Source organism: Microbacterium sp. LjRoot45 (genome assembly GCF_964253325.1).
Lineage (GTDB): Bacteria > Actinomycetota > Actinomycetes > Actinomycetales > Microbacteriaceae > Microbacterium.
Map to the genome: position 1 here is coordinate 745,584 of NZ_CAXUQM020000001.1, position 23,387 is coordinate 768,970.

The 23,387-nt window shown below is 69.2% G+C and carries 22 protein-coding genes; 14 read left to right on the top strand and 8 right to left on the bottom strand.

What is annotated here, in order from left to right; genetic code table 11:
• Nucleotides 1-2 precede the first annotated feature (2 nt).
• Nucleotides 3-659 (bottom strand): Maf family protein, encoded by a 657-nt coding sequence (locus ACSQ18_RS03340; RefSeq protein WP_436035712.1) that lies wholly within the window; start codon nt 657-659, stop codon nt 3-5.
• 56 nt (nt 660-715) lie between these two features.
• On the opposite strand from ACSQ18_RS03340, the gene ACSQ18_RS03345 reads away from it, so the two are divergent.
• The 4 genes from ACSQ18_RS03345 to ACSQ18_RS03360 are packed head-to-tail and all read left to right on the top strand — an operon-like array spanning nt 716 to nt 4,954.
• Complete coding sequence (locus ACSQ18_RS03345; RefSeq protein ID WP_436035713.1) at nt 716-2,053, top strand: class I SAM-dependent RNA methyltransferase; 1,338 nt, start codon at nt 716-718, stop codon at nt 2,051-2,053.
• A gap of 9 nt (nt 2,054-2,062) precedes the next feature.
• Nucleotides 2,063-2,719 (top strand): response regulator transcription factor, encoded by a 657-nt coding sequence (locus tag ACSQ18_RS03350; RefSeq protein ID WP_436035714.1) that lies wholly within the window; start codon nt 2,063-2,065, stop codon nt 2,717-2,719.
• On the top strand, nt 2,709-3,941 hold the full coding sequence (locus ACSQ18_RS03355) for a sensor histidine kinase (RefSeq protein ID WP_436035715.1): 1,233 nt from the start codon (nt 2,709-2,711) through the stop codon (nt 3,939-3,941). The genes ACSQ18_RS03350 and ACSQ18_RS03355 overlap by 11 nt, the downstream gene beginning before the upstream one ends.
• Nucleotides 3,938-4,954, top strand: a complete 1,017-nt coding sequence (locus ACSQ18_RS03360) for a hypothetical protein (RefSeq protein ID WP_436035716.1) — start codon at nt 3,938-3,940, stop codon at nt 4,952-4,954. Before ACSQ18_RS03355 ends, ACSQ18_RS03360 begins: the two co-directional genes overlap by 4 nt.
• A gap of 265 nt (nt 4,955-5,219) precedes the next feature.
• On the opposite strand, the gene ACSQ18_RS03365 is transcribed toward ACSQ18_RS03360, so the two are convergent.
• On the bottom strand, nt 5,220-5,474 hold the full coding sequence (locus tag ACSQ18_RS03365) for an acyl-CoA carboxylase subunit epsilon (RefSeq protein WP_436035717.1): 255 nt from the start codon (nt 5,472-5,474) through the stop codon (nt 5,220-5,222).
• Nucleotides 5,471-7,060 (bottom strand): acyl-CoA carboxylase subunit beta, encoded by a 1,590-nt coding sequence (locus ACSQ18_RS03370; RefSeq protein WP_436035718.1) that lies wholly within the window; start codon nt 7,058-7,060, stop codon nt 5,471-5,473. The genes ACSQ18_RS03365 and ACSQ18_RS03370 overlap by 4 nt, the downstream gene beginning before the upstream one ends.
• Nucleotides 7,061-7,162: 102 nt before the next feature.
• On the opposite strand from ACSQ18_RS03370, the gene ACSQ18_RS03375 reads away from it, so the two are divergent.
• The 10 genes from ACSQ18_RS03375 to ACSQ18_RS03420 all read left to right on the top strand — a co-directional run bounded on the left by ACSQ18_RS03375 (nt 7,163) and on the right by ACSQ18_RS03420 (nt 18,226).
• Nucleotides 7,163-7,951: a biotin--[acetyl-CoA-carboxylase] ligase gene (locus ACSQ18_RS03375; protein ID WP_436035720.1), complete on the top strand. Its 789-nt coding sequence runs from the start codon at nt 7,163-7,165 to the stop codon at nt 7,949-7,951.
• Nucleotides 7,952-8,021: 70 nt separating this feature from the next.
• Nucleotides 8,022-8,573 (top strand): PH domain-containing protein, encoded by a 552-nt coding sequence (locus tag ACSQ18_RS03380; protein ID WP_436035722.1) that lies wholly within the window; start codon nt 8,022-8,024, stop codon nt 8,571-8,573.
• 110 nt (nt 8,574-8,683) lie between these two features.
• Nucleotides 8,684-9,811: a 5-(carboxyamino)imidazole ribonucleotide synthase gene (locus ACSQ18_RS03385; protein WP_436035724.1), complete on the top strand. Its 1,128-nt coding sequence runs from the start codon at nt 8,684-8,686 to the stop codon at nt 9,809-9,811.
• Nucleotides 9,812-9,918: 107 nt separating this feature from the next.
• Nucleotides 9,919-10,386: a 5-(carboxyamino)imidazole ribonucleotide mutase gene (gene purE, locus ACSQ18_RS03390; RefSeq protein WP_144809118.1), complete on the top strand. Its 468-nt coding sequence runs from the start codon at nt 9,919-9,921 to the stop codon at nt 10,384-10,386.
• A gap of 53 nt (nt 10,387-10,439) precedes the next feature.
• The gene (locus tag ACSQ18_RS03395) at nt 10,440-11,846 is read left to right on the top strand and encodes an LCP family protein (protein ID WP_436035726.1); all 1,407 of its coding nucleotides are present in this window, start codon (nt 10,440-10,442) and stop codon (nt 11,844-11,846) included.
• A 9-nt stretch (nt 11,847-11,855) separates the two neighbouring features.
• Nucleotides 11,856-12,974, top strand: coding sequence for a glycosyltransferase (locus ACSQ18_RS03400; protein WP_436035728.1), 1,119 nt, complete (start codon nt 11,856-11,858; stop codon nt 12,972-12,974).
• An 80-nt stretch (nt 12,975-13,054) separates the two neighbouring features.
• Entirely contained in the window at nt 13,055-15,214 is a 2,160-nt protein-coding gene (locus tag ACSQ18_RS03405; protein WP_436035729.1) for an SH3 domain-containing protein, read from the top strand.
• A gap of 101 nt (nt 15,215-15,315) precedes the next feature.
• The gene (locus tag ACSQ18_RS03410; RefSeq protein WP_301039456.1) at nt 15,316-16,206 is read left to right on the top strand and encodes an ABC transporter permease; all 891 of its coding nucleotides are present in this window, start codon (nt 15,316-15,318) and stop codon (nt 16,204-16,206) included.
• Nucleotides 16,206-16,955, top strand: a complete 750-nt coding sequence (locus tag ACSQ18_RS03415; protein ID WP_436035732.1) for an ABC transporter ATP-binding protein — start codon at nt 16,206-16,208, stop codon at nt 16,953-16,955. Before ACSQ18_RS03410 ends, ACSQ18_RS03415 begins: the two co-directional genes overlap by 1 nt.
• Complete coding sequence (locus tag ACSQ18_RS03420; RefSeq protein ID WP_436035733.1) at nt 16,952-18,226, top strand: polysaccharide pyruvyl transferase family protein; 1,275 nt, start codon at nt 16,952-16,954, stop codon at nt 18,224-18,226. The genes ACSQ18_RS03415 and ACSQ18_RS03420 overlap by 4 nt, the downstream gene beginning before the upstream one ends.
• Nucleotides 18,227-18,241: 15 nt before the next feature.
• On the opposite strand, the gene ACSQ18_RS03425 is transcribed toward ACSQ18_RS03420, so the two are convergent.
• From ACSQ18_RS03425 to ACSQ18_RS03445, 5 genes are all read right to left on the bottom strand, one after another.
• Nucleotides 18,242-19,321: an NAD-dependent epimerase/dehydratase family protein gene (locus tag ACSQ18_RS03425; protein WP_436035735.1), complete on the bottom strand. Its 1,080-nt coding sequence runs from the start codon at nt 19,319-19,321 to the stop codon at nt 18,242-18,244.
• A 6-nt stretch (nt 19,322-19,327) separates the two neighbouring features.
• Nucleotides 19,328-20,038 carry an IspD/TarI family cytidylyltransferase gene (locus ACSQ18_RS03430; protein WP_436035737.1) on the bottom strand — a complete coding sequence of 237 codons (711 nt, stop codon included), beginning with the start codon at nt 20,036-20,038 and terminating at the stop codon, nt 19,328-19,330.
• Nucleotides 20,039-20,066: 28 nt separating this feature from the next.
• Nucleotides 20,067-21,356 (bottom strand): polysaccharide pyruvyl transferase family protein, encoded by a 1,290-nt coding sequence (locus tag ACSQ18_RS03435; RefSeq protein ID WP_436035739.1) that lies wholly within the window; start codon nt 21,354-21,356, stop codon nt 20,067-20,069.
• An 8-nt stretch (nt 21,357-21,364) separates the two neighbouring features.
• On the bottom strand, nt 21,365-22,309 hold the full coding sequence (locus ACSQ18_RS03440; protein WP_436035740.1) for a LicD family protein: 945 nt from the start codon (nt 22,307-22,309) through the stop codon (nt 21,365-21,367).
• Between the two features lie 360 nt (nt 22,310-22,669).
• On the bottom strand, nt 22,670-23,383 hold the full coding sequence (locus tag ACSQ18_RS03445) for an IspD/TarI family cytidylyltransferase (protein ID WP_436035742.1): 714 nt from the start codon (nt 23,381-23,383) through the stop codon (nt 22,670-22,672).
• Nucleotides 23,384-23,387: the final 4 nt, after the last annotated feature.

The following is a 23,387-nucleotide window of genomic DNA, read 5'->3' on the forward strand; positions in this document are numbered from 1 at the left end:
GGTCACCCGGCGGTGGGGCGGTTCCACAGCGACGTCCACGGGACCCCGAGTTCGCTGGTCAATCGCCGCACCGTCGAGAGCGACATGCCCACGACGGTGGAGGGATCGCCGTCGACACGCGTGATGAACGCTCCGCCCAGGCTGTCGACCGTGAACGCGCCGGCCACCAGCAGCGGTTCACCCGAGGCGACGTAGTCCGCGATCTCGCGGTCGGTCACGTCGTCGGCGAACGTGACCGAGGCGGCGGCGACGGCGTGCGCCTCCTCCGGTGCACGGCCCGGTCGCACGCGATACACGCTGTGCCCGGAGTGGAGGATGCCGGTGCGCCCGCGCATCGCCTGCCAGCGGGCCGTGGCCGCATCGGCCGTGTACGGCTTTCCGAGCACCTCACCGTCGAGCTCGAACATGGAGTCGCCGCCGATGACGATCCCCTCGAAGCCCTCCTCTTCGTGCGTCAAGCTCGCCACGACGTCGGCGGCCTTGCGGCGCGCCAGCAGAAGGACGTGCTCGTCCGGCGGGAGGACGCGGCCCTCGCGGGTCTCGATCTCCGCGATCACGGCCTCCTCGTCGACGCGCGGCGCGCGCGCGAGTGGCTCGATCCCGGCCTGCCGCAGCAGCATGAGACGGGCCGGGGACGTGGAGGCGAGGCAGACGCGCATGTCTTCACGCTATCGAGCCCGGGCGCCGTCGATCTCGCATGTGGGAGAGTCGGAGGATGCCCGCGAACGAGATCGAACTGGACGTCACCGACGTCGCGCACGGCGGCGTCTTCGTGGGACGCCACCAGGATGAGGACAGCGCTGACCGCGGCGGACGGGTCGTGTTCGTCCCGGACGCGATCCCGGGCGAGCGCGTCCGGGTGCGTCTGACCGAGACCGGGAAGGCGTCGTACTGGCGCGGCGAGGTGCTCGAGGTGCTCTCGGCATCCCCGCATCGACGCCCACACGTCTGGGCGCAGGCCGACGTCGACGTCGCGCCCGAGAACCGCCCCGGGGGAGCCGACTTCGGACACATCGACCTCGATCACCAGCGCACGCTCAAGACGCAGGTCATCCGCGACGCGCTGCAGCGCATCGGCGGGCTGGAGCTTCCCGTCACCGTCGCCGCGGCTCGTCCCCTCCCCGGGGAGCCGGCGGCGGAGGACGGCGCGGGCTGGCGCACGCGCGTCAGCGTCCACGTCGATGGCGACGGCCGGATCGGGCCCTATGCGGCACGCAGCCACCGTGTCATCCCGACGACGGAGCTGCCGCTGGCCGTCCACGAGATCGCCGCCGCCGTCCGTGAGCCGCGTGACGCCGCACCGGGCCGGCTGGACTTCGTCGTCCCCGCCGACGGACGCGTGCGCGTCATCGCGCGCCCCCACGCCGCCGACCGGCGACCGCGCCGGGGTCCTCGCCGCGGCGGGACACCGGCCGCGCCGATCGACCCCGCCGCGCGCGAGACCGTCGTAGAGCGGGTCGCGGGGCGGGAGTTCCGCGTCGACGCGGGCGGGTTCTGGCAGGTGCACCGCGCTGCGGCGCACACCCTCACGGCGGCGCTCGGCGAACTCCTGGCCGGAGACGTCGTCGATCCCGACGCGTGGCATCTCGACCTGTACGGCGGGGTGGGGCTCCTCGCCGCCGCCATCGGCGACGCGGGCGGGCCGGCCACCCGTGTCACGACCGTAGAGTCCGATCCCCGGGCGACGGAGCACGCCGGCGAGAACCTGGCGGAATGGGTGGGCGCACGCGCGGAGACGGGGCGCGTCGACCGCTGGCTGCGGAGCCTCACGGCATCCGCGTCCGCCGCGGAGCGCGCGCGACTGCGTGCGGGAGTCGTGGTGCTCGATCCGCCGCGCGCGGGAGCGGGGCGTGACGTCGTCGAGCACATCGTCGAGCTCCGACCGGCGCACGTGGCCTACGTCGCGTGCGATCCTGTCGCGCTCGCCCGCGATCTCGGCACGTTCGCCGCCCGCGGCTATCACGCGTCGGCGGTCCACGGGTTCGACCTGTTCCCGCATTCTCATCATGTTGAAGGGCTTGTCCTCCTCACTAGTGAGGGTGTGGCTCGTTAGGCTGGCCCCATGACTCGGGTGGCGTTCATCGACGACCACGAATCCGTGCGCCTGGGGCTCGAGGCCGCATGCGCCCGCGAGCCCGAGAAGGACGTCGTCTTCTCCGGCGACACCGTCACCGAGTACATGAAGTGGCGCGTGCTCTCCCACGCGGGACCTGCCGACGTCGTCGTGCTCGACCTCACGCTCGGCGACGGCACCACCGTCACGGAGAACGTCCTTCGACTCACGCGCGACGGCTCCGAGGTGATCATCCACAGCGTCGCCGATCGGCCGGCCGCCGTCCGCGAGGCGCTCGCCGCAGGGGCGGCGGGTGTGGTCAGCAAGTCGTCGCGCATCGACGACGTCATCCGGGCGATCCGCATCGTCGCCCGAGGAGAGCCCCTCGACAACGTCGAGTGGGCCAGCGCCGTCGACGGCGACCGGGCTTTCGCCGACGCGCAGCTGTCGGCCCGCGAGCGCGACGTGCTCCGGCTGTACGCCACGGGCCTGCCCCTCAAGGCGGTGGCCGATCGGCTCGGGATCGCGTACTCGACGGCGAAGGAGAACATCACGCGCGTGCGCGTGAAGTACATCGACGTCGGGCGTCCCGCGCCGACGAAGGTCGACCTGCTCCGCCGCGCCATGGAGGACGGTCTCGTCGCTGAGGACGAGAGTGACGTCTGAGCTGCCGTCCGGAGCCGTCTCGCTCCGGCCGGTCCTTCCCCCCGGTGAGGCTGCGGCTGCCGGAAGCGAGCGGTTCTCGCAGGCGCGCATCGAACGCATTCTCGGCGTCGTCGTCGGTTTCGGCTGCTCGGTCCTGGGGGCGCAGGCGTTCCTGAACGCCCTGACCTCCACCCAGGAGGGTCCGCTGTGGCGAGTGACTCTCGTGGTGGCCGTGTTCGTCCCCCTGATCCTCATGGTCGTCGCCAGTTCCACGGGGCTCGCGACCCGCGCGTGCGCCGGGGTCTTCGCCGTCGTGTTCCCCCTCGTGCTGCTGGCCTGGCCGATCGCCACCGCCGGTCGCGACGCCGCCGGCACGTCCGCGCCGTGGATCTGGTTCCTGCTCAACGTCGGCACCGTCGCGGCCGTCCTCGCCTTCTCGATGCCCCTGCAGATCGTGTGGGCCCTTTTCATCCCCCTGCTGTACGGCATCGTGCGGATCGTGCAGGTGGGGCCCGATGCGCTGCGGGCGACCATCCTCGACGTAGTGTTCGCCATCATCCTCGCGGCGGTCTTCGTCGTGCTGGGCTGGATGCTGCGCAGCGTCGCGGTGCAGATGGACACGGCCCGGCGGGATGCCGTCGGCTCCTACGCCGCCGCGGCAGCCGCCGACGCGTCCGAGCGCGAACGGGTCGCCGTGGCAGCGCTCATGCACGACAGCGTCCTGGCCGCCCTCATCGCTGCCGAACGCGCCCGGACACCGCGCGAACGGTCGCTCGCGGTGTCGATGGCACGAGAGGCCCTTACCCGTCTCGCGAACGTCGATCAGGATGCCGGCGAGGGCTCCGACGCGCCGGTGCCCCTGGCATCCTTCGTCGCCGACCTGGACCGTGCCTCGTCCGACGCGGGCGGGCCGAGGGTGCGCGGCACGGTCGACGCGCACGACTGGTCGCTTCCCGGCCGCGTTGCCCGTGCTCTCGTGCTGGCCACGACGCAGGCCGTCGCCAACTCGGTCGAGCACGCCGGCGGCAAGGGGCTGCGCGTCGAGGCCGCCGCGGGAGACCTTCACGTCGAGATCCTCATCGCCGACGAGGGGCCCGGGTTCGATCCGGATGCCGTGCCGGATGACCGCCTCGGCATCCGCGGCTCGATCTCGGCGCGCGTCGCTGCGGTGGCGGGCACGTCGCGCATCGAGAGCGACCCGACCGGCACGCGGGTCGCCCTGTACTGGGAGCGGCCGTCATGAAGGCCTCGCTGAGATCGGCGCTGTCCGCCCTCGGTGTCGCGTTCACCGCCTACCTCGCCGTGGGCGGGATGTTCTGGACCTCGACCCCGCAGCAGCCGCTGCTCATGGTCGCCATGATCGCCCTGTACCTCGTGACGGTGTGGCTCTGCATCTTCTGGGGCTCGGGCACGACCCCGCTGCCTCTCTGGCTGACGGCGCTCGCGCTGCTCGCGGCCGTGCTGGTGCCGAACGTCACCTGGTTCGCCGCGGGCGACGACGTGCGCCTGCAGACGTGGGCCACATGGGGACTGGGCGGCATCAGTGCGCTGCTGGCGATCCTCGTCGTCCGCCGCCGGGTGTGGGCGGCGTGGATCGGCGTCGTCATCCTGGCCGTCTCCGGCAGCTTCTGGATCGGCATCGTCAGCGCTCTCTCCCTCGGCGCTGTCGGCGCGGTCGTCTGGGTGGGCATCGCCCAGCTGGTCACCGGGCTCATGGCGCGCGCCGCGCGCGACACCGCGGAGCTGACCGAGCTCCAGCGGTCCTCGTCGGAATGGCTGGCATCGCAGTCGGGACGGCGGCGGGAGCGGCGCGTGACGGTTCAGCGCGCGATCGCGCTGGCCGGTCCCGTCCTCACGCGCGTCATCGAGACGGGGGGCGTCCTCGACGACGACGAGCGCGCACTGGCCCGGCTGTCCGAGGGGCGGCTGCGTGACGAGCTCCGCGGGCGTCGGCTGCTCGACGACGCGGTGCGGCTGCAGCTGGAGACCGTGCGTCGACGCGGCACCGAGGTCACGATGCTCGACGAGGGCGGTCTCGACGGTGTCGAGGAGACGCAGCTGACCGCGATCCGCACCCAGCTCGCCCAGGCGCTCGCCGATGCGCGGTCGGAGCGCGTCTTCATCCGCACGTCGCAGCACGAGAGCATCGCCGTCACCGTCGTCGGTCGATCGCGCAGTGAGGACGACCCGGACGGCGAGGACGTGGTCGACCTCTGGCACGAGATCCGATGGCCCGCTGACGCCGACGCGCCCTGAGGACCAGCACCGAGGCCTAGCACCGTGAGGCCCAGGACTGTGCTGCCTGGCGCCGTGAGGGGGAGGGAGGCGAGGGGCGGCGAAGCCGCCCGCCCCTCGCCTGCGCGAGCGGTTACCCGAAAACCGACTCGCTGGCCGGCCTGAGCTCTGAGAGCGGACCGACCGAACGCAGAAGCGTTCCAGCAGTTCTAGTGTGCGGCGGAGGGTGCGGGATGTCTGTAGGTATTTTGGGGGACATCTCCCGGCGCGGCCCGAACGACGGCGGTCAGCCCGAGAATCGACCCCAGCCGACCTCGTGACGCAAGGGCTGCCGGAGCGACCGAGCGGAGATCTCCCACGCCGAACGACGACGCCCTTCGTCGGCGACGGCCGCCGCGGCCTCCGAGCGGTACGACTCGCTGACGACGGCGACCGCGGCCGCGAGCTCCTCGGGCGTCGGGTTACCGCGCAGCACGTCGATCCGCAGCGCCGCTCCCTCGGCCGAGGTGTCGCCCACCGGCACGCCGTCCGCCCCGGTCACAGCGGGATGTTCCCGTGCTTCTTGGCGGGAAGGCTCGCGCGCTTTCCGCGCAGGGCGCGGAGAGCCTTTGCGATCGCGACGCGGGTCGCAGCGGGTTCGATGATGCCGTCGAGCTCACCGCGTTCGGCCGCCAGGAACGGCGATGCCACGTTGTAGGTGTACTCGTTCGCGAGACGGGTGCGGACGGCGGCGACGTCTTCGCCGGCCTCCTCGGCCTTCTTGATCTCGCCGCGGTAGAGGATGTTGACGGCGCCCTGCCCGCCCATCACCGCGATCTCCGCGGTGGGCCAGGCGAGGTTCACGTCGGCGCCGAGCTGCTTCGACCCCATCACGATGTAGGCGCCCCCGTACGCCTTCCGGAGGATGACGGTCACGAGCGGCACGGTCGCCTCGGCGTACGCGTAGAGCAGCTTCGCGCCGCGACGGATGACGCCGGTCCACTCCTGGTCGGTTCCGGGGAGGTAGCCCGGAACGTCGACGAGGGTGACGATCGGAATCGAGAACGCGTCGCAGAAGCGCACGAAGCGGCTCGCCTTCTCGCCCGCCTCGATGTTGAGCGTGCCCGCCATCTGAGAGGGCTGGTTGGCGATGATGCCGACCGATCGCCCTTCGACCCGCCCGAATCCGATGACGATGTTCGGCGCGAACAGCGGTTGCACCTCGAGGAACTCGCCACCGTCGGTGATGTGGGAGATGACCTCGTGGATGTCGTACGGCTGGTTGGGGGAGTCGGGGATGATCGTGTTGAGCACGCGATCGGCATCCGTCGTCTCGAACTCGAACGCGTGCTCGTAGTCGGGGATCTCGGCCATGTTGTTGTCGGGGAGGAAGCCGAGCATCGTCCGGACGTAGTCGATCGCGTCCTCTTCGTCTTCCGCGAGGTAGTGCGCGACGCCCGATCGGGTGTTGTGCGTGTACGCGCCGCCGAGCTCCTCCATGCCGACGTCCTCGCCGGTGACGGTCTTGATGACGTCGGGACCGGTGACGAACATCTGGCTCGTCTTGTCCACCATGACGACGAAGTCGGTGAGGGCGGGGGAGTAGACGGCGCCGCCCGCTGCCGGGCCCATGATGATCGAGATCTGGGGGATGACGCCGGACGCCGCCGTGTTCAGGCGGAAGATCTCGCCGTACTTCCCGAGGGCGACGACACCTTCCTGGATGCGGGCGCCGCCCGAGTCGAGGATGCCGACGATGGGCATGCCGCCGCGGAGGGCGAACTCCATGACCTTGATGATCTTGTCGCCGGCGACCTCGCCGAGCGAGCCGCCGAAGGTCGAGAAGTCTTGCGAGTAGACGGCGACGGTGCGGCCGTGGATCGTGCCGACACCGGTGACGACGGAGTCTCCGTAGGGCCGGGACCGGTCCATGCCGAAGGCGCTCGTGCGGTGGCGCACGTACTCGTCGAGTTCGACGAAGCTCCCGGGGTCGACGAGCTGCTCGATGCGCTCACGCGCCGTGCCCTTCCCCTTCGCGTGCTGCTTCTCCTGGGCGACGGCCTCGGCATCGAGGACGGCTTCCTGGAAGCGCGCACGGAGATCGGCGATCTTGCCGGCGGTCGTGGACAGGTCGGGCTGGTCGGTCACGCGTTCCACCCTAGCGAGCGCGACAGCGACCGCGTTGGCAGACGGCCACAACGCGCGGCGTCGACCGTTGTCGGAGTCGCCCAGCCACGTATCGTTGCCGTCATGTCGATTCTTCCATCCGGGTATCCGCTCGCCGCCGCCGTGTCGCCCAGGCTGCAGGTGATCGAGACCGTCGACTCCACCAACGCGCAGCTGCTCGCCGACGCCGCCGCCGACCCGGCGGGGCACCCTCACCTGTCGGTGCTCCTCACGCGCGACCAGCGCGCGGGGCGCGGGCGTCTCGACCGCGCGTGGACGGCGCCCCCGGGAACGGCGCTCGCGATCTCCGTGCTCCTGGACATCGGCGCGGTCGCGCACGCCGATCGCGGCTGGGTCCCCCTCGTGGCGGGTGAGGCGATGCGCCACGCGGTCGCGGACCAGCTCACGGGGCTCATCGCGACCCTGAAGTGGCCCAACGACGTGCTCGTCGGCGGGTTGAAGATCAGCGGCATCCTCGTCGAAGTCCTGCCCGACGATCCGTACCGGGTCGTCGTCGGCGCGGGAGTGAACACGACGATGACGCGGGCCGACCTCCCGGTACCGACGGCGACCTCCTTCGCCGACCTCGGTCGCGACGTCGACGAGGACCGACTCGTCGCCGACTACCTGACGGCCCTCCGCGACGGCATCGCCTCCCTCGCGGTGGACGGCGCCGACGGCGCACGCGAACGGATCTCCGAGGTGTGCGAGACCCTCGGGGTCGACGTGACCGTCTCCCTCCCCGACGGCTCCCGCCTCGAGGGACGTGCCGAGCGGCTGGATGCCGAGGGGCGGCTGGTCGTGTCGCACGAGGGCACCGAGTCGGTCGTCTCGGCCGGCGACGTCGTGCACGTCCGCCCGGGGCGCAGCTGACGCCACCGCGCGGCGTCACCGCCCGGCGCGCCGACTCGGCGGTGTCGGGGGCCTCGGTCACAATGGACCAGTGACCCAGCCGACTCCGTACTCCGGACGGCCGCTGACGCCGGCCCCGGGGGCCGCTGCGCCCGAGTTGCGCCTCGTGAGGCTGCGTCGGCACGCGCGTCACCTCGGGTGGTCGGTACTCGTGCTGGTGGCGGTGGCCGGTGCCGTGGGCTACTTCACGGGCAACCTCCCCGCACCGTTCGAGGACTGGATGCTGTGGGCCGCCGCCGGTCTCGTGGTGCTCCTGCTCGTCGTCCTGCCCTACGTCGCGTGGCTCTCGCACACCTACACGATCACGACACGTCGCGTCGTCGAACAGTCCGGCTTCGTCAGCAGGGCGCGGCGGGAGGTCTCCCACGCCCGCGGCTACACGATCTCCGAGAAGCGGGGCCCGCTGCAGCGGCTGTGGGGCGCGGGCACTCTCGCGCTCGCGAACGGCGTCGACGCACCGCTGCGGATGATCGACATCCCCGCCGTGCGCCTCGTGCACGAGACGCTCGCCGACCAGGTGGAGATCAGTCAGATCCTCGCCCACCGCGACGGCGCGACGGCATCCGCCGGGGAGCGCTCCTGACGCGAGCCGCTGCGGGCGGCCGGGCGACGGGCGACGGGCGTCGCCGGCCACGGTGCCGACCTGGAAAGATGGTGGCTCAGGGGAGGGGCGGCCCTCCAGGAGAGGGAGTCATGCCCGTCAAGGTCGGAATCGTCGGTGGCGGTCAGCTCGCGCGGATGATGATCGCCCCCGCAGTCGAGCTCGGTCTGCAGGTGAGCGTGCTCGCCGAGGACGTCGGCATGTCGGCGGCGCTCGCCGCCACCGCCGTCGGCGACTACCGCGACCTCGAGACCGTCCGCGCCTTCGCGCGCGACGTCGACGTGCTGACCTTCGACCACGAGCACGTGCCCCAGGAGGTGCTGCGCGCCCTCGTGGCCGATGGCGTCGCCGTCCACCCCGGACCCGATGCGCTCCAGTACGCGCAGGACAAGCTGCGCATGCGCGCCCGGCTCGAAGAGCTCGGGATGCCGCAGCCCGACTGGGCCGCCGTGGCAGACCTCGACGCCCTGCAGCGCTTCCTCGACGCGCACGAGGGGCGCGGTGTCGTGAAGACGCCGCGCGGCGGCTACGACGGCAAGGGCGTGCGCGTCGTGCGCTCCGCCGCCGACGCGACCGACTGGATCGCTGCGCTGGAGCCCGGCGGCGCGTTGCTGGTGGAGGAGCTCGTGGACTTCACGCGCGAGCTCGCCCAGCAGGTCGCCCGCCGTCCCTCGGGGGATGCCGTCGCCTACCCCGTGGTCGAGACCGTGCAGCGCGATGGGGTGTGCGCGGAGGTCATCGCTCCCGCGCCCCACGGGGCGGGGCGCGTCGCCGATGTCGCGGCGGAGATCGGTCGCGCGATCGCCGAAGGGCTCGGCGTCACGGGCATGCTCGCGGTGGAGCTGTTCGAGACGACCGATGAGCGGCTCCTCGTCAACGAGCTCGCCATGCGTCCGCACAACAGCGGTCACTGGAGTCAGGACGGTGCTGTCACCGGCCAGTTCGAGCAGCACGTCCGCGCTGTTCTCGACCTCCCCCTCGGCGACCCGTCGCCGCGGGCGCGCTGGTCGGCGATGGTCAACATCCTCGGCGGTCCCGCCGCGGACTCGCTCGAAAGCCGGTTCCCCGCGGTGCTGGCTGCCCACCCCGCCGCCAAGGTCCACACCTACGGCAAGGCGCCGCGCCCGGGCCGCAAGGTCGGGCACGTGAACGTCAGCGGCGACGAACTCGACGCCGTGGTCTACGAGGCCCGCGCCGCGGCCGCGTTCTTCGAGGACTGACCGCACCGGAAGGCGCGCCGTTCCGGCGACTTTCCAGGCGCGACACCTAGCCTGGTCGGGTGACTCGACCCCTTCACTCCTCCGCTGCGCCGCTGGTCGGCGTCGTCATGGGCTCCGATTCGGACTGGCGGGTCATGAGCGACGCGTCGCAGGTCCTCACCGACTTCGGCATCGCCCATGAGGTCGAGGTCGTCTCGGCGCACCGCACCCCCGACAAGCTCCTGCGCTACGGGCGCGAGGCTCGGGGCCGCGGCCTGCGCGTCATCATCGCCGGAGCCGGCGGCGCCGCCCATCTGCCGGGCATGCTCGCCTCCGTCACGGCTCTCCCCGTCATCGGTGTTCCCGTGCAGCTCGCCACCCTCGACGGCATGGACTCGCTGCTGAGCATCGTGCAGATGCCGGCCGGCATCCCCGTGGCCACCGTCTCGATCAACGGCGCGAAGAACGCGGGTCTGCTCGCCGCGCGCATCCTCGGGGCCGGTGACCCCGCCGTCGCCGGACAGGTCGAGGAGTACGCGCGCGATCTGGAGCAACAGGTCGAGGAGAAGAACCGACGCCTGAAGGACTCGTTGTGAGCATCGCCAGCCCGCCGCGGCGGAGTGCCGCGCCTGCTGCAGGGCGGGCGGCGATGCCGTCGGCACTGTGGAATGCGCACTCGCTGCGGACACCCGACACCTCGTCGCCCGCCGTCATGACCCGGCGCGCCTGGTGGCTCGTCGTGCTCAACTTCCTGCTCCCCGGCTCCGCGCAGACCCTCGCCGGGCACCGTCGCCTCGGCCGCGTCGGGCTCGTCTCGACGCTCGCGCTCTGGGCGCTCGTCGTCGTGCTGGTGGTGCTCGCCGCCCTCTCCTGGACGTCGCTCGTGTCGATCCTCGCCAACTGGTTCGTCCTCCTCGTGGCCCAGGTGATTCTGCTGGCCTATGCCGTCCTGTGGATCGTGCTGACGATCGACACCCTCCGTCTCGTGCGTCTCGTCAAGACGCGTCCGCGCGCCCGAGTCGGGATCGCGGCCCTCGCCGTCGCGCTCGTCGTCGTGTCCTCGGGAAGCGCCGTGTACGCCTCGCAGGTCGCCGGTTCCGCGCGCGACGCCATCTCGACCGTCTTCGGCGGCGGACCGAGCGTCCCCCCCTCCGACGGCTATTACAACTTCCTCCTGCTCGGTGCCGACAGTGGCGGAGGGCGCGACCACATGCTGTTCGACAGCATCTCGGTGGTGTCGGTGAACGCCGATTCCGGTGCCGTCACCATCACCGGCATCCCGCGCGACATGCGCAACGTGCCGTTCTCCGACGGGCCCATGCAGGAGCGGTATCCGAACGGCCACGAGGGCCACGCCGACGCCACCTGCGGGTGGGACAACAAGATCAATCAGCTCAACACCGAGGTCGGGCTGTGCCTGGACGGGGACGCGATGTACCCGGATGCCGCGGCGATCGGCTCCACGCCCGGGATCGAGGCGACGCGCGACGCCGCAGAGGGCGTGCTCGGCATCGAGATCCCCTACTTCGTCTTCGTGGACATGGACGGCTTCGCCGCTCTCATCGACGCGCTCGGCGGTGTCGACATCACCGTCGCCGAGCGGCTCCCCACGGGCGCGCTGCACAAGAACGCCGACGGTTCGCTGTCGGGGATCAAGGGATGGATCGAAGCCGGTGCGCAGCACATGGACGGCGACACCGCCCAGTGGTACGCCCGTTCGCGCTACACGACGAGCGACTACGACCGCATGAAGCGTCAGCGTCAGCTCCAAGCGGCGATCCTGGATCAGTTCACTCCCGCGACAGTGCTCACGCGGTTCCAGGACATCTCCAAGGCGGGTTCCGAGATCGTCCACACCGACATTCCGGCCTCGATGCTCTCCTACCTCGCCGACCTCGCGGTGAAGGCGAAGGAGCAGGAGGTGTCGACCATCGAGCTCACGCACGAGAACGGCATCGACCCTGACGACCCGGACTTCGCCTACATCCACGAACTGGTCGACGACACGCTGCATCCCGCGACGCCCACCCCGACGCCCGGCGACGACGGTCAGTAGGCTCGGCGCATGACCGCGATCCTGCGCATCGTGCTCGACCCGGCGGCAGGGGCGGCGTCCGACGTCGGCCCGGCCTCGCTGGAGTTGGCGCGCGGGCTGGTGGCCACTGCGCCCGCCGGATGCGCCGTCGAAGCGATCGCGCCCGCCGCGCGTGCGGACGAGACCGTAGACCTCGCATCGCTCGTGCCGGGACTCGAGGCCGCGACCCGGCTCCCGCTCGGACGACGCGAGCTCGCGGCGGCGTGGCAGCTCGGGATGCCGACCGGCGTCGGCGGCGGGCTGATCCACGCGCCGTCGCTCCTGGCCCCCCTCGTGCGCCACGACCGCGTGCACGACAACGACCAGACCGTCGTCACCATGTGGGACCTCGATGCGTGGGAGCGTCCCGACGAGATGTCTCGCACCCACGTCGCTTCACAGCGGGCACTGCTCAAGCGCGCCGTGAAGTTCGCCGACGCGGTCGTCGTGCCCACGCATGCCACCGCGCAGCGGCTGGGGGAGCTCGCACGGCTGGGGGACCGGGTGCGTGTGATCGCGGGCGCCCCGCCGGAGACGTTCCGCGTCCCCGCCGACGAGATCGGTCGCCGTCGCGCGCTCGGGCTCCCCGAGGGCTTCGTCCTCTTCAGGGGTGCCCCCGTCGCATCGTCCGGCCTGGCGCTCGGGCTCCGCGCCGTCGCGCGGGCGGCCATCGACCTGCCCGTCGTCATCCTCGACGCGCCGGAGGGGTCGGAGCCGGCGCTCGCCGAGCTCGCGGCGGCTGCCGGCATCCCCGAGTCGCACGTGCACGTGCGTCCCGCTCTCGATCCGCACGACCGCGCGGCCGTCTTCGGCGCCGCCGTCGCCTACGTCGCCACCGCAGTCGGCTCCGCCTTCCCGTGGCGGCTGGTAGAAGCGCTGCGGCTCGGAGTTCCCGTGGTCGCCGTCGACTCCGCGGTGCACCGCGAAGTGCTCGCGGAGGGGGGTCTCGTGGCCGAGGTCGACGCGGATGCCCTGGGTGAGGCGCTCACCGCCGCGCTCGGGTCGACGTCCGCTGCGGAACGCCTGGGGGTGCTCGCGGGGGACCGCGGTCGCGCGTTCTCGTGGGCGGGCGCGGCGGAACGGGTGTGGCAGTTGCACGCCGACCTCTGAGCCTTCTCGAAACGGCGTGTCGGAGCACGAGTTCCTAAATCGGAGTGGTAACGGAAGTTGACTTCCGTCACAATGGTCACATGTCCCCCCGACTGCAACCTCGTCGCGCCGTTTCCCCCACGGCGCTGGTCGTCGCTGTCCTCTCTCTGGTCGCGGGGATGTTGGTGTTCTCACCGCCCGCGCCCGCTCAGGCAGCCACCGCCCTCCCGTCCACGATTCAGGACGGCGGATTCATCATCAGCGACGCCGAGTTCTTCGACAGCGACTCGATGACCGCCACCGAGATCAAGTCGTTCCTGAAGGCCCGTGTGACCACGTGCAAGGCCACGACCGGTCCGGCGTGCCTCAAGGACTTCACGACCGATCTTCCGGCCAAGAAGGCGGACAGTTACTGCAAGGCGATCTCCGCCCGCGAGGACGCGTCCTCTGCCGCCGTCATCGCCGCGGTCGCCAAGGCCTGCGGGATCAACCCCAAGGTCATCCTCGTCATGCTGCAGAAGGAGCAGGGACTCGTCACCTCGACGGCACCGTCGGAATGGTCGTATCGCGCCGCCATGGGACAGGCGTGCCCCGACACGGCGCCGTGCGACGAGGCGGCCGCCGGCTTCGTGAACCAGGTGTACAAGGGTGCTCGGCAGCTGCAGGTGTACACGAAGAACCCGACGTCGTTCAACTACCGCGCAGGCCAGGTCAACACCATCAAGTGGCACCCGACGAGCTCGTGCGGATCGTCGAAGGTGTTCATCAAGAACCAGGCCACGGCGAACCTCTACATCTACACGCCGTACCGCCCCAACATCGCCGCGCTGGCAGCCGGATCGGGCACCGGTGACGGCTGCTCCACGTACGGGAACCGCAACTTCTACAACTACTACGTCACCTGGTTCGCTCCCGGCGCCTCGAGCTCGACCGGTACCCCCGCCCAGGTCTCGGCCTGCACGGTGCCCGTCTCGGCCGACATCACGGCCGGCTCGGGCACGGCGACGGTGACCACCGCGACGACCGGACGCAAGGCGCCGACCACGAAGTGCACGTCCGGGACCGTCTCGCTCGCGAAGGGCGCCACCGTCACGGTGCTGGGAACCTACGGCGCCTGGCTCCGGGTCAAGAGCGGATCCTCGACGCTGTGGGCCGCGAAGTCGGCGCTCAAGGTCGCGTCGAGTGGAACCCCCGCGGGCGGCTCGTGCGCCGTACCAGCCAGCTCCAGCATCACGAAGGCCACCGGCAAGGTGGTGGTCGCCACCGCGAGCCTCAACGCGCGGAAGGCGCCGTCCACGGCGTGCGACACCGGTCGGATCACGGTGAAGCTCGGCGCCGTGTACACGCGCACCGCGACGTACGACGTGTGGTGGCGCATCACTGTGGGCAGCTCCTCGTACTGGGTGCACAGCGCCTACGTCTCGCTCCAATCGCCCTCGACGACCCCGGTACCCACTCCCAAGCCGACGCCGACGCCGACCCCGACCGCGACGGCCGCGCCCGACGCGACCACGATGTACGCCCGCGCCGCAACGCACCTCCGTGCCAAGGCCAGCTCGTCGACCTACCTGTCGTCGGTCACGACATCCACCAAGGTGACCGTGACGGCGACGTCGGGCACCTGGAGCCAGGTCAAGATCGGCTCCACGAAGGGCTGGATCGCGTCGAGCAAGCTCGTCGCGAAGAAGCCCGCCGCTGTGGCGACCACCACGATGAAGACCAAGACCGCCGTCACGTCGCGCGTCGCAGCCTCCTCGTCGTCGACTGCGGTGAAGAAGCTCGCCAAGGGGACGCAGGTCACCGTGGTGGACGGCATCGGGAACTGGACCGCCGTCAAGGTCGGCTCCGCGACCGCCTGGGTGCCCACGTCTGCGTTGACCAAGATGACGCCTGCCGCGCGGCAGACGACGACGTCGTTGAATGTCCGTTCGAGTGCATCCACATCGGCGAAGGTCATCACCACGCTGAAGAAGGGCACAAAGGTGAGCGTCACCGCGACCAGCGGGGCGTGGCGGAAGGTCAGCGTCTCCGGGAAGACGGGTTGGGTGCACGGTTCGTACCTGACGACGGTGGCCCCGACCAAGGTCGTCAAGACGACCACGACGAGCCTGAACCTGCGCTCCAGTGCGTCGACCTCCGCGAAGATCATCACGGTGCTCAAAAAGGGCACGAAGGTGACGGTGACGACGTCCCAGGGTGCGTGGCGGAAGGTCACGGTCGGCTCGCGGACAGGTTGGGTGCACAGCGACTACCTGAAGTAGACGCGGTATCCAGGGTCGACCCAGCGCAGTTCCGTTAGGATGGCCGGTGGCCCGCCTGGCCTGCGATCCGGGCAGGATTCTCCCGCTCTGCTAGGAAACCCGTGACACAGATCGACTACAGCGCCTTCGACACCCCTGGGCGCGGGCGAGGCGTCCTCGACGTCATCCGCTACCGCTACCTGCTGCGCCTGCTCATCGGCAAGAGCACCTCGCTGCGCTACCGCAACTCGGTTCTGGGCTGGTTCTGGTCGTACGTGCGCCCCACGGTCCAGTTCCTCGTCTACTACCTGGTCGTCGGCCAGATCCTCGGGCTCCACAAGAGCGTTCCGTACTTCCCGCTCTATCTGTTCAGCGGGCTCGTCCTCGTGAACCTCTTCAACGAGACCCTGGCGGCGGCGACCGGCTCGATCGTCAGCAACAAAGCCCTCGTGCGGAAGATCTACCTGCCGCGGGAGCTCTTTCCGCTGGCGGCCATCATCGGGGCGTTCACCCACTTCCTCCCGCAGCTCGCCGTCCTCATCGTCGCCAGCCTGATCTTCGGGTGGCTCCCGTCGCTGGCATCCGTCGGTCTCGTGCTCGCGGGTGTGCTCATCGTCCTCGGATTCGTCATCGGGCTGGGCCTGTTCTTCTCCGCCGTCAACGTCCGCTTCCGCGACGCGAGCAACGTCGTCGAGATCATCCGCACGATCGCGACCTGGTCCGTGCCGATCCTCTACACGTGGGCGATGGTCTACGAACGGTCCCAGAGCATCCCGTGGCTCTTCCACATCTACATGTCGAACCCCCTCGCGGTCGCTGTCGAGCTCTTCCACCACGCGTTCTGGGGTTCGCTGCCGTCCGTGGCGGCTCTCGACCCGGCCCCCGCCAACCTCGGCTGGCCGCCGCTGTTCGGCTGGTACGTCCTGGCCGCGATCGCGGTCATCCTCTTCTCGCTGGTCGTCGGGCAGCTCGTGTTCCGCCGCTTCGAGCGCACCTTCGCACAGGATCTGTGATGCACACGACCCCCCACTCTCAGCCCCAGCCGCGGATCGTCGTCGAGCACGTCTCGAAGTGGTTCAACAAACGCAGTTCCCGCTCGATGAAGGATGCCTTCATCAACCTCGTGCGTCGGCGCCCCGTGCGCTCAACCCAGTTCCAGGCGCTCAACGACGTGTCGTTCACCATCGGCGAGGGCGAGTCCGTCGCCGTCATGGGCCTCAACGGGTCGGGCAAGTCCACCACGCTCAAGCTGGTCTCGGGCGTGCTCGAACCCGACGAGGGGCGTGTGTTCACGCGCGGTAAGGTGGCGGGTCTCATCGAGGTCGGCGCAGGCTTCCACCCCGAGCTCACCGGACGTGAGAACGTCTTCCTCAATGCCGCCATCCTCGGCATGAGCGAGAAGGAGACGAAGGCCAGGTTCGACGAGATCGTCGCTTTCAGCGAGATCGAGGACTTCATCGACCAAGAGGTGAAGCACTACTCCTCGGGTATGTTCATGCGTCTAGCGTTCAGCGTCGCCATCCATGTTCCGCTCGACGTGCTGCTGGTCGACGAGGTACTCGCCGTCGGCGATGCCCCGTTCCGCGCCAAGTGCAACGCGAAGCTCAAAGAGCTCGCGGGCCAAGGAGTGACGATGATGGTCGTCAGCCACAGCAAGGGCCAGGTCAAGCAGCTGTGCAGCCGGGGCATCGTCATCCGGAAGGGGCGAGTCGTCTTCGACGGGCCCATCGCTGAGGCGCTCGAGGCTCTCGACAGTCGATGACCTCGCGGCCTGAGCGGGTGCTCGTACGGGCGGGGAAGGATCCGCTCGTGCCGATGTCGGCGGCTCGGTCCCTCGCTGTCCGGCGGGACGGTGTGTTCGGGACCAACGCCGGCAACATGCTGTTCTACACGGCAGCGTGGCGCGCTCTGCTCACCGACCGCACCGAACTCTTCGCGGACGGGTACGCGACCGAGCAACGCTCCGCCCGGCAGGAGGCGGAACGTCTCAACCGCGAATACGATCGGCTCGTCATCCCGCTGGCGAACGCGTTTCGCAAGAGCTTCCTGCCTCGCCTCGACCGGCTCACCGACGTGATCCGTCTTCTCGACATCCCGGTCAGCGTCATCGGTGTAGGAGCCCAGTTCCCCCTCGGCGCCGACGCGGCCGACGCCCCCGCGGAGCTTCGCGACTCCGTCCGATCCTTCGTGTCTGCCGTTCTGGATCGATCGCCCTCGATCGGCGTGCGTGGCGGCTTCACCCGCGACTTCCTCGTCGCACTCGGATTCGACGACCGCTCCATCGACATCATTGGGTGCCCGTCGCTGTATGGCTTCGGCGGTGACGGAGTCCTCGCGCCGCGGCGCGAGCTCACTCCCGATGCGCGACTGGCCGTGACCTACTCGCCGTACCTTCGTGACGCGGGGACTTTCGTCCGCACCGCGACGACGGCGTACCCGGACAGCTATGTGGTGCCGCAGACGGTCGAGGCGCTCGCTCTGCTGATGTGGGGCGACCCGACTCCGTACGCGTCGAAGCGAGACCTGCCAGAGACGGCGTCGCACGAGCTCTATCGCACCGGCCGCATGAGATTCTTCGTGGACGCCACGACATGGATCGACACCCTGCGCGATCGTGATCTCGTCATCGGCACCCGCATCCACGGAACGATCGCCGGGCTCTTGGCGGGAGTACCCGCCATCCTCATCGCCCACGATACTCGCACGCGCGAGTTGGCCGAGTTCCACTCGATCCCGTATGCGCGCAAGTCCGCGATGAAGTCGGCGAACGTGAGGCGGCTCTACGAGCGAGCCGACTTCGACGCCTTCACGGCATCCCACGGGCGCAACCTCGCGACCTTCCGAGCGTTCCTCGACCGACATGGCCTTGCGCACACGATCGGCGAAGCTCACGCGCGCTTCGATCGGGAGCTCGCGCCGGTCGAGCTCGCCCCGGCCGTGCACCCTCCCGGAGCACGGACCCCAGGCGCGCGGCGTTCGCCGCTCGATCGCGCCGTGTGGCGCGTCACGCAGGCGTCGCGACGCCGACGGTGACCGCGTCGCTGTCGCTCAGACGGTCAGCGTTCCGTCCGCGGCGCGGAGGACCTTCATCATCCGATCCACGCCGTGGGCGAGGTCGAACGCCGGCGTCCAGCCGAGTGCCTCCAGCTTGTCGGATGCCAGCGACGAGTTGTCCATGAGGTTGTGGACGACCGTCGCCGTGCCGGCGGGAAGGTCGAACCGCACCTCGACACCGCCGGCGTGGGCGACCGCCTCCGCGAGCTCGCGGACCGTGCAGATGGAGTGCGGATTGGAGATGTTGTAGGCGTTGGCGGGTTCACCGCGCAGCAGCACGGTGAGGATCGCCGACGCGCAGTCCAGCGAGTAGCAGTACGACCGCAGCTGGCTCCCCGCGCTCTTGAGGATGACGTCCTCGCCGGCGAGAGCGCGACGGGTCACCTCCGCGGACACGCGGTTGTCGGCATCCCGGATGGAAGGTCCGTAGATATGGCCCGGGCGTACGATGACCGACTCGAGTCCGTACTGCATGCCGTACGCCACGCAGAGAGACTCACCGGCCCGCTTGGAGGACGGGTATCCCGCCCGGCGGTTGAGGATGTCGAGGTAGCCGAAGTCGTCTTCGCGGAACGCCTCCGTCCCGTGACGCTGCCCGTAGACCTCGCTGGAGGAGATGTAGAGCACGCGGCGCGCCGATGTTGCACGGCCCAGGTCGAACATGGCGGAAAGCCCGACGATGTTCGCGAGCATCGTGTCCACCGGACGTTCCATGTACAGCGCGGGGTTCGCGTTGCTCGCCCCGTGGATGATGTAGTCCAGCTCCGCCCCGAGTTCGACGGCGTCTCCGGAGGTCGCATCGTAGGGCACGAAGACGAAGCGCTCGTCGTCGGCGAAGCTGGCGAATCGATTCCGGGCTTCCTGCTCGCGACGCCCGGCGACGTAGACGGTGATGCCGGCGTTCCACTCACGGTTCATGTGGAGGAGGAGATCCACGACGGAGGAGCAGATCATGCCGGTGGCGCCGGTCACGAGGATCCGCGTGCCGAACAGGTCTCGCACCCCGGGGATGCTGTCCAGCGCGACGCGCAGGTCTTCCGCGTACGCGCTGGACGTCGGTGAGTCGCTCGTCATCGTCGCTCAGAGTGCCGCGTGGCGGGCGTCGAGGATCGATTCGAAGATGTAGAGGTCGTCCATCGTCGTGATCTTCAGGTTCTGTTCCGAACCGGCGGAGAAGTACACCGTCTCGCCGAGCTCGTGCATGAGCACGCAGGATGCCGCGGTGTCGCCGATGCCCCGAACCTTCGCCTGCTCGTGCGCCCACATGAGCGCGCCGAGCGTGTAGGAGTGCGGCGTCTGCGTGCGGAAGAGCTGCTCGCGGGGAATCGACACGGTGGAGGAGACGCCGTTGTCGTCGCTGCGGAACACCGCCTCCACGCAGGGGATGGCCGCTACGGCGCTGCCGTTCGCTTTGAACTCCGCGATGTTGTCGGAGATGATCTCCGACGACACGAGGCAGCGGTTGCCGTCGTGAATCATGACGATGTCGTCGTCGGTGGAGCCTTCCTCGCGGATCTTCACGAGACCGTTGTGGATGGACTCCTGACCGGTCGAGCCACCGGGCACGATCGCCTGCAGCTTGGTGATGCCGTACTGCTTCGCGTACGCCGTCACGACGTCGATCCACGAGGGAAGGGTGACCACGACGATCGCATCGATTGCGGGGTGGTTCTGGAACGCCTCCATCGTGTAGACGATCAGCGGCTTGTTCTTGACGTGCATGAATTGCTTCGGGATGTCCTGCTTCATCCGCGAGCCCGTGCCGGCGGCCGTGAGAAGTGCGGTGATCATGTGGAGCTCCTGGAGGTGGGTCGGCAGGTCACTTGCTGGCGCGGAGGATGCGCGGCAGATAGTCGTCCACGCTCTCCTTCGCCTTGTCCTTCATCGCCGTCAGTCGGACGTCGTCGATGCCTTCGGCCTTCGCCCTCTCCATGGCATCGACGATGAACTCCGGCGAGAAGTCCTTCTGCTTGATCGCGCGCTCGGGGTAGCCGATGATCTCCATCAGCTTCTCGACCTTGTCGTTCCACGACAGGATGACCGACGGAACGCCCATCGTGAACGCCGCGATCGACGAGTGCATACGACAGGTGATGATCGCCTCGTAGCCGTTGATTGTGTCGACGAGGACCTCGTCGTCGACGGGTCGCTCGACGAGGTACGAGTCGGGAAGACGGAGCTTCTTGAGCACGCGCTTGCCGAGCGTCACGTCGCCGGGAAGGCCGTTCGTGAAGAACTCGAAGTCGTACCCGCGCTCACGGAGCACGGTCGCGATGCCGGCGAACAGGGCCGTCCACTCCTTCGAGCCGAACTCGACCCCATAGCCCTGGAGCGAGTTGCCGCGGATCAGACCGATGCCGATCTTCTTGCGCTCGACGGAGGTGTCGATGCCGTACGCCTCTTTCATCCAGAAGGCGGAGTCGGCCAGCAGCTTCACCTTGTGGCCGGGCCCGGCGCACGCCTGCACCTCGGTCACGTTGTCGCGTGCAGACACGTAGGTCACGGCAGAGGAGCGGATCGCGCGCTTGAGGATCGTGCTGCCGAAGTCGCGCTCATCGAAGGCGCCCGCGCGGCCGATCGCGTTGTAGACGACCTCGAGGCCGTGCCGTTCGGCGTACTCACTGATCAGCAGAAGCGACCAGTGGTACTCGTTGTAGCTGTACTCGAGGAGACCGGCGCCGTCGATGACGATGTAGTCGACCCCATCGAGCTTCATGTCGAAGTAGCTCGCGAGGCGCTTGCGGTAGTTGCGGCCGAACCGCCAGATGAGGTGCCGTGCGCGGCTGATGAGGTTCTGCGTCGCCTTGCTCTTGGCCTTGCGTCCCCGACGCTGCAGATCGAGAAAGACCTTCTCGGTGAGACGGCCCTTCTCGCTGTAGCGGTAGTAGTTGCGCAGCCGACGCTCGCGCGCATCCGGGATCTCGTAGATCGTGTCGTTGCGGCCGAGGAGATCGACCTCGACGTATTCGATCTCGATGCCCGGCTCCGCCTTCTGAAGGCCGTCGGCGATCAGGTGCTCCAGGCTCCGGGCGATGAACATCTCACCGAGGTTCTCGCTCTTGACGAGCCCGCACATGGCGATCTTCACGGTCTTGGTGTCTCCAGTCATCGGTGACGTCACGCCATCTCGTCTTGCATCTCGTCGTCGTCGGCGACCGGGAGGTCGTCGACGGACTCGGTCGGGGCCCCGACGACGAGGGGCTTCTCGCCCGGCTCGTGCGGGAAGAAGGTCACGAAGTCGTGGCGGGGCACCCGCTTGTGCACCGGGAGCCACTCCATGTAGTTCGCGCCGTACAGCTGGCGCAGGTACGTGTCGTATCCAGCCGGTGCCGGAAGGAGGTGACCCTCGAACTCCATGCGGATCACCGGAGCGTATTCGGCCTTGACGACCCGTTCCTCGGTGGTGTGGACGTTCGTCATCATCACGCCGACGTAGTCGGAGTCGTCGAAGTGGAGCGACGTCGCGTGCTCGATGACCTTGTCGAAGAGCGGTCCGACGCCGATCGACCGGTAGACGCGCGTGGCGATGCGGTTGCGCAGGATGCGGTAGGGATTGCGGCCGCGGTACTTGCGGACGTTCCGCGCGTGACGAACGCGGTCTTTGCGGCGCTTGATCTCCGCGTAATGCTCGCGGTTGCCCTCCGGAGTGTCGGGAAGGCCTTCGATGGGGAAGATGTCGAGGAAGATCGGGTAGACCTTGCCGCCGATGCCGCCCTTCGTGCGCTTGGCGACGAGGATCCGCTCGGAGTAGAGCTTCCAGTGGTAGGCGAAGTAGCGCTGGGACGAGTTCGGGGGCATCAGCTCGAACTCGCCGATACGGCCGCCGGAGAGCTCCATGAGCTTCTCGCAGTCCTCGCGCGGCATGTTCACGTCGACGTCGTCATCCCAGGGGATGAACCCCTTGTGACGGGCCGCGCCCAGCAGCGTGCCTCCGGAGAGGTAGTAGGTGAGGCCGTGTTCTTCGCAGAACGTGTCGAACGCCAGCAGGAGCTCGAGCATCGCCGCCTTGTGGTCGGCGTCGGATGCGAGATCCTTGAGGTCGCTGTAGGTGTAGTCCCGCATTCCTTGATTTTCTCCTCTAGGACGCATTCGTCTTCTCGGGGCGGTGCGTTCTCGGCCGGTGACGATGGGCCGTCGGCCTCGTCACGACTGAGCCTCCACTCGCCACCACGGCCATCGCGCGGGCCGGTCGAACCGGCAGGTTCGACCGCATTTCGCGGCGTGTGGACCGTCGCAACATCCTACCCCGGCGTCACCAGAGCACGTTGCGCGCCAGTGCGGACTGCCGCAACTTCGCATCCAGGGGTTCGGCGAGCGTCCGTGTGAACGTGTCGGTGACGTGGTGCGCTTCTGCCGTTTCCGAATGCCTCCCGTCTCGGTGTCGCGCGACGGTGAGATGCTGCGCGCGCGCCGAGACGGCGGTCAGCCGCCGATCTGGCTGCGTTCGATCACGTCGAAGAACGCGCGGCAGATGTAGTAATCCTCGGCGGTCGTGATCTTGATGTTCGAGCGGGGTCCGTCGACGCGGAAGATCTTGTGTCCGTAGCGCTGGAGCAGGGTTGCCGTGTCGATGGAGTCGTCGTCGCCGTCGGCCACTGCTCGGTCGTAGATCTCGAGCGCCGTGCTCAGGCGGAGGCTCTGCGGCGCCTGGGCGATGTAGAGGAAATCGCGGGGCAGCACGTCGTCGATCTCGTCGCCGGCGGCGGAGACGATCGTCTCGTTGCCCTTCGTGCACGTGATCGCCGCGCCGCGCTCTGTCACCGTCCGGATGTTGTCGGAGATGAGCTGCGCCGTGATGAGCGGACGCACCCCGTCGTGGATGAGCACGACCGCATCGTCGGGGCATTCGGCGGCGACCGCGCGGATCGCGCGGTGACGCGACTCCTGGCCGGTCGAGCCCCCGTCGACGATCCAGGTGACCTTCGTCAATTCATAGCGCTCGACGAGCTTCGTGAAGTGGGCGCGCCAGGCCGGGAGGATGGCCACCGCCACACCATCGATCTCCGGGTGATCCTGGAAGTGCTGCAGCGTGTGGACGATGAGCGGCTTGCCGTGGATCTCCAGGAACTGCTTGGGCAGATTCTGCGACGACATGCGTGAGCCGATGCCGCCGGCGAAGATCAGCGCGATGTTCATGTCC

What these genes read in the sequence shown, in the direction of transcription:
- ACSQ18_RS03340 (WP_436035712.1), bottom strand. Translation starts at nt 659, where the DNA reads ATGCGCGTCTGCCTCGCCTCCACGTCCCCGGCCCGTCTCATGCTGCTG.
- ACSQ18_RS03345 (WP_436035713.1), top strand. Translation starts at nt 716, where the DNA reads ATGCCCGCGAACGAGATCGAACTGGACGTCACCGACGTCGCGCACGGC.
- ACSQ18_RS03350 (WP_436035714.1), top strand. Translation starts at nt 2,063, where the DNA reads ATGACTCGGGTGGCGTTCATCGACGACCACGAATCCGTGCGCCTGGGG.
- ACSQ18_RS03360 (WP_436035716.1), top strand. Translation starts at nt 3,938, where the DNA reads ATGAAGGCCTCGCTGAGATCGGCGCTGTCCGCCCTCGGTGTCGCGTTC.
- ACSQ18_RS03375 (WP_436035720.1), top strand. Translation starts at nt 7,163, where the DNA reads ATGTCGATTCTTCCATCCGGGTATCCGCTCGCCGCCGCCGTGTCGCCC.
- ACSQ18_RS03385 (WP_436035724.1), top strand. Translation starts at nt 8,684, where the DNA reads ATGCCCGTCAAGGTCGGAATCGTCGGTGGCGGTCAGCTCGCGCGGATG.
- purE (WP_144809118.1), top strand. Translation starts at nt 9,919, where the DNA reads ATGGGCTCCGATTCGGACTGGCGGGTCATGAGCGACGCGTCGCAGGTC.
- ACSQ18_RS03395 (WP_436035726.1), top strand. Translation starts at nt 10,440, where the DNA reads ATGCCGTCGGCACTGTGGAATGCGCACTCGCTGCGGACACCCGACACC.
- ACSQ18_RS03400 (WP_436035728.1), top strand. Translation starts at nt 11,856, where the DNA reads ATGACCGCGATCCTGCGCATCGTGCTCGACCCGGCGGCAGGGGCGGCG.
- ACSQ18_RS03405 (WP_436035729.1), top strand. Translation starts at nt 13,055, where the DNA reads ATGTCCCCCCGACTGCAACCTCGTCGCGCCGTTTCCCCCACGGCGCTG.
- ACSQ18_RS03415 (WP_436035732.1), top strand. Translation starts at nt 16,206, where the DNA reads ATGCACACGACCCCCCACTCTCAGCCCCAGCCGCGGATCGTCGTCGAG.
- ACSQ18_RS03420 (WP_436035733.1), top strand. Translation starts at nt 16,952, where the DNA reads ATGACCTCGCGGCCTGAGCGGGTGCTCGTACGGGCGGGGAAGGATCCG.
- ACSQ18_RS03425 (WP_436035735.1), bottom strand. Translation starts at nt 19,321, where the DNA reads ATGACGAGCGACTCACCGACGTCCAGCGCGTACGCGGAAGACCTGCGC.
- ACSQ18_RS03430 (WP_436035737.1), bottom strand. Translation starts at nt 20,038, where the DNA reads ATGATCACCGCACTTCTCACGGCCGCCGGCACGGGCTCGCGGATGAAG.
- ACSQ18_RS03435 (WP_436035739.1), bottom strand. Translation starts at nt 21,356, where the DNA reads ATGACTGGAGACACCAAGACCGTGAAGATCGCCATGTGCGGGCTCGTC.
- ACSQ18_RS03440 (WP_436035740.1), bottom strand. Translation starts at nt 22,309, where the DNA reads ATGCGGGACTACACCTACAGCGACCTCAAGGATCTCGCATCCGACGCC.
- ACSQ18_RS03445 (WP_436035742.1), bottom strand. Translation starts at nt 23,383, where the DNA reads ATGAACATCGCGCTGATCTTCGCCGGCGGCATCGGCTCACGCATGTCG.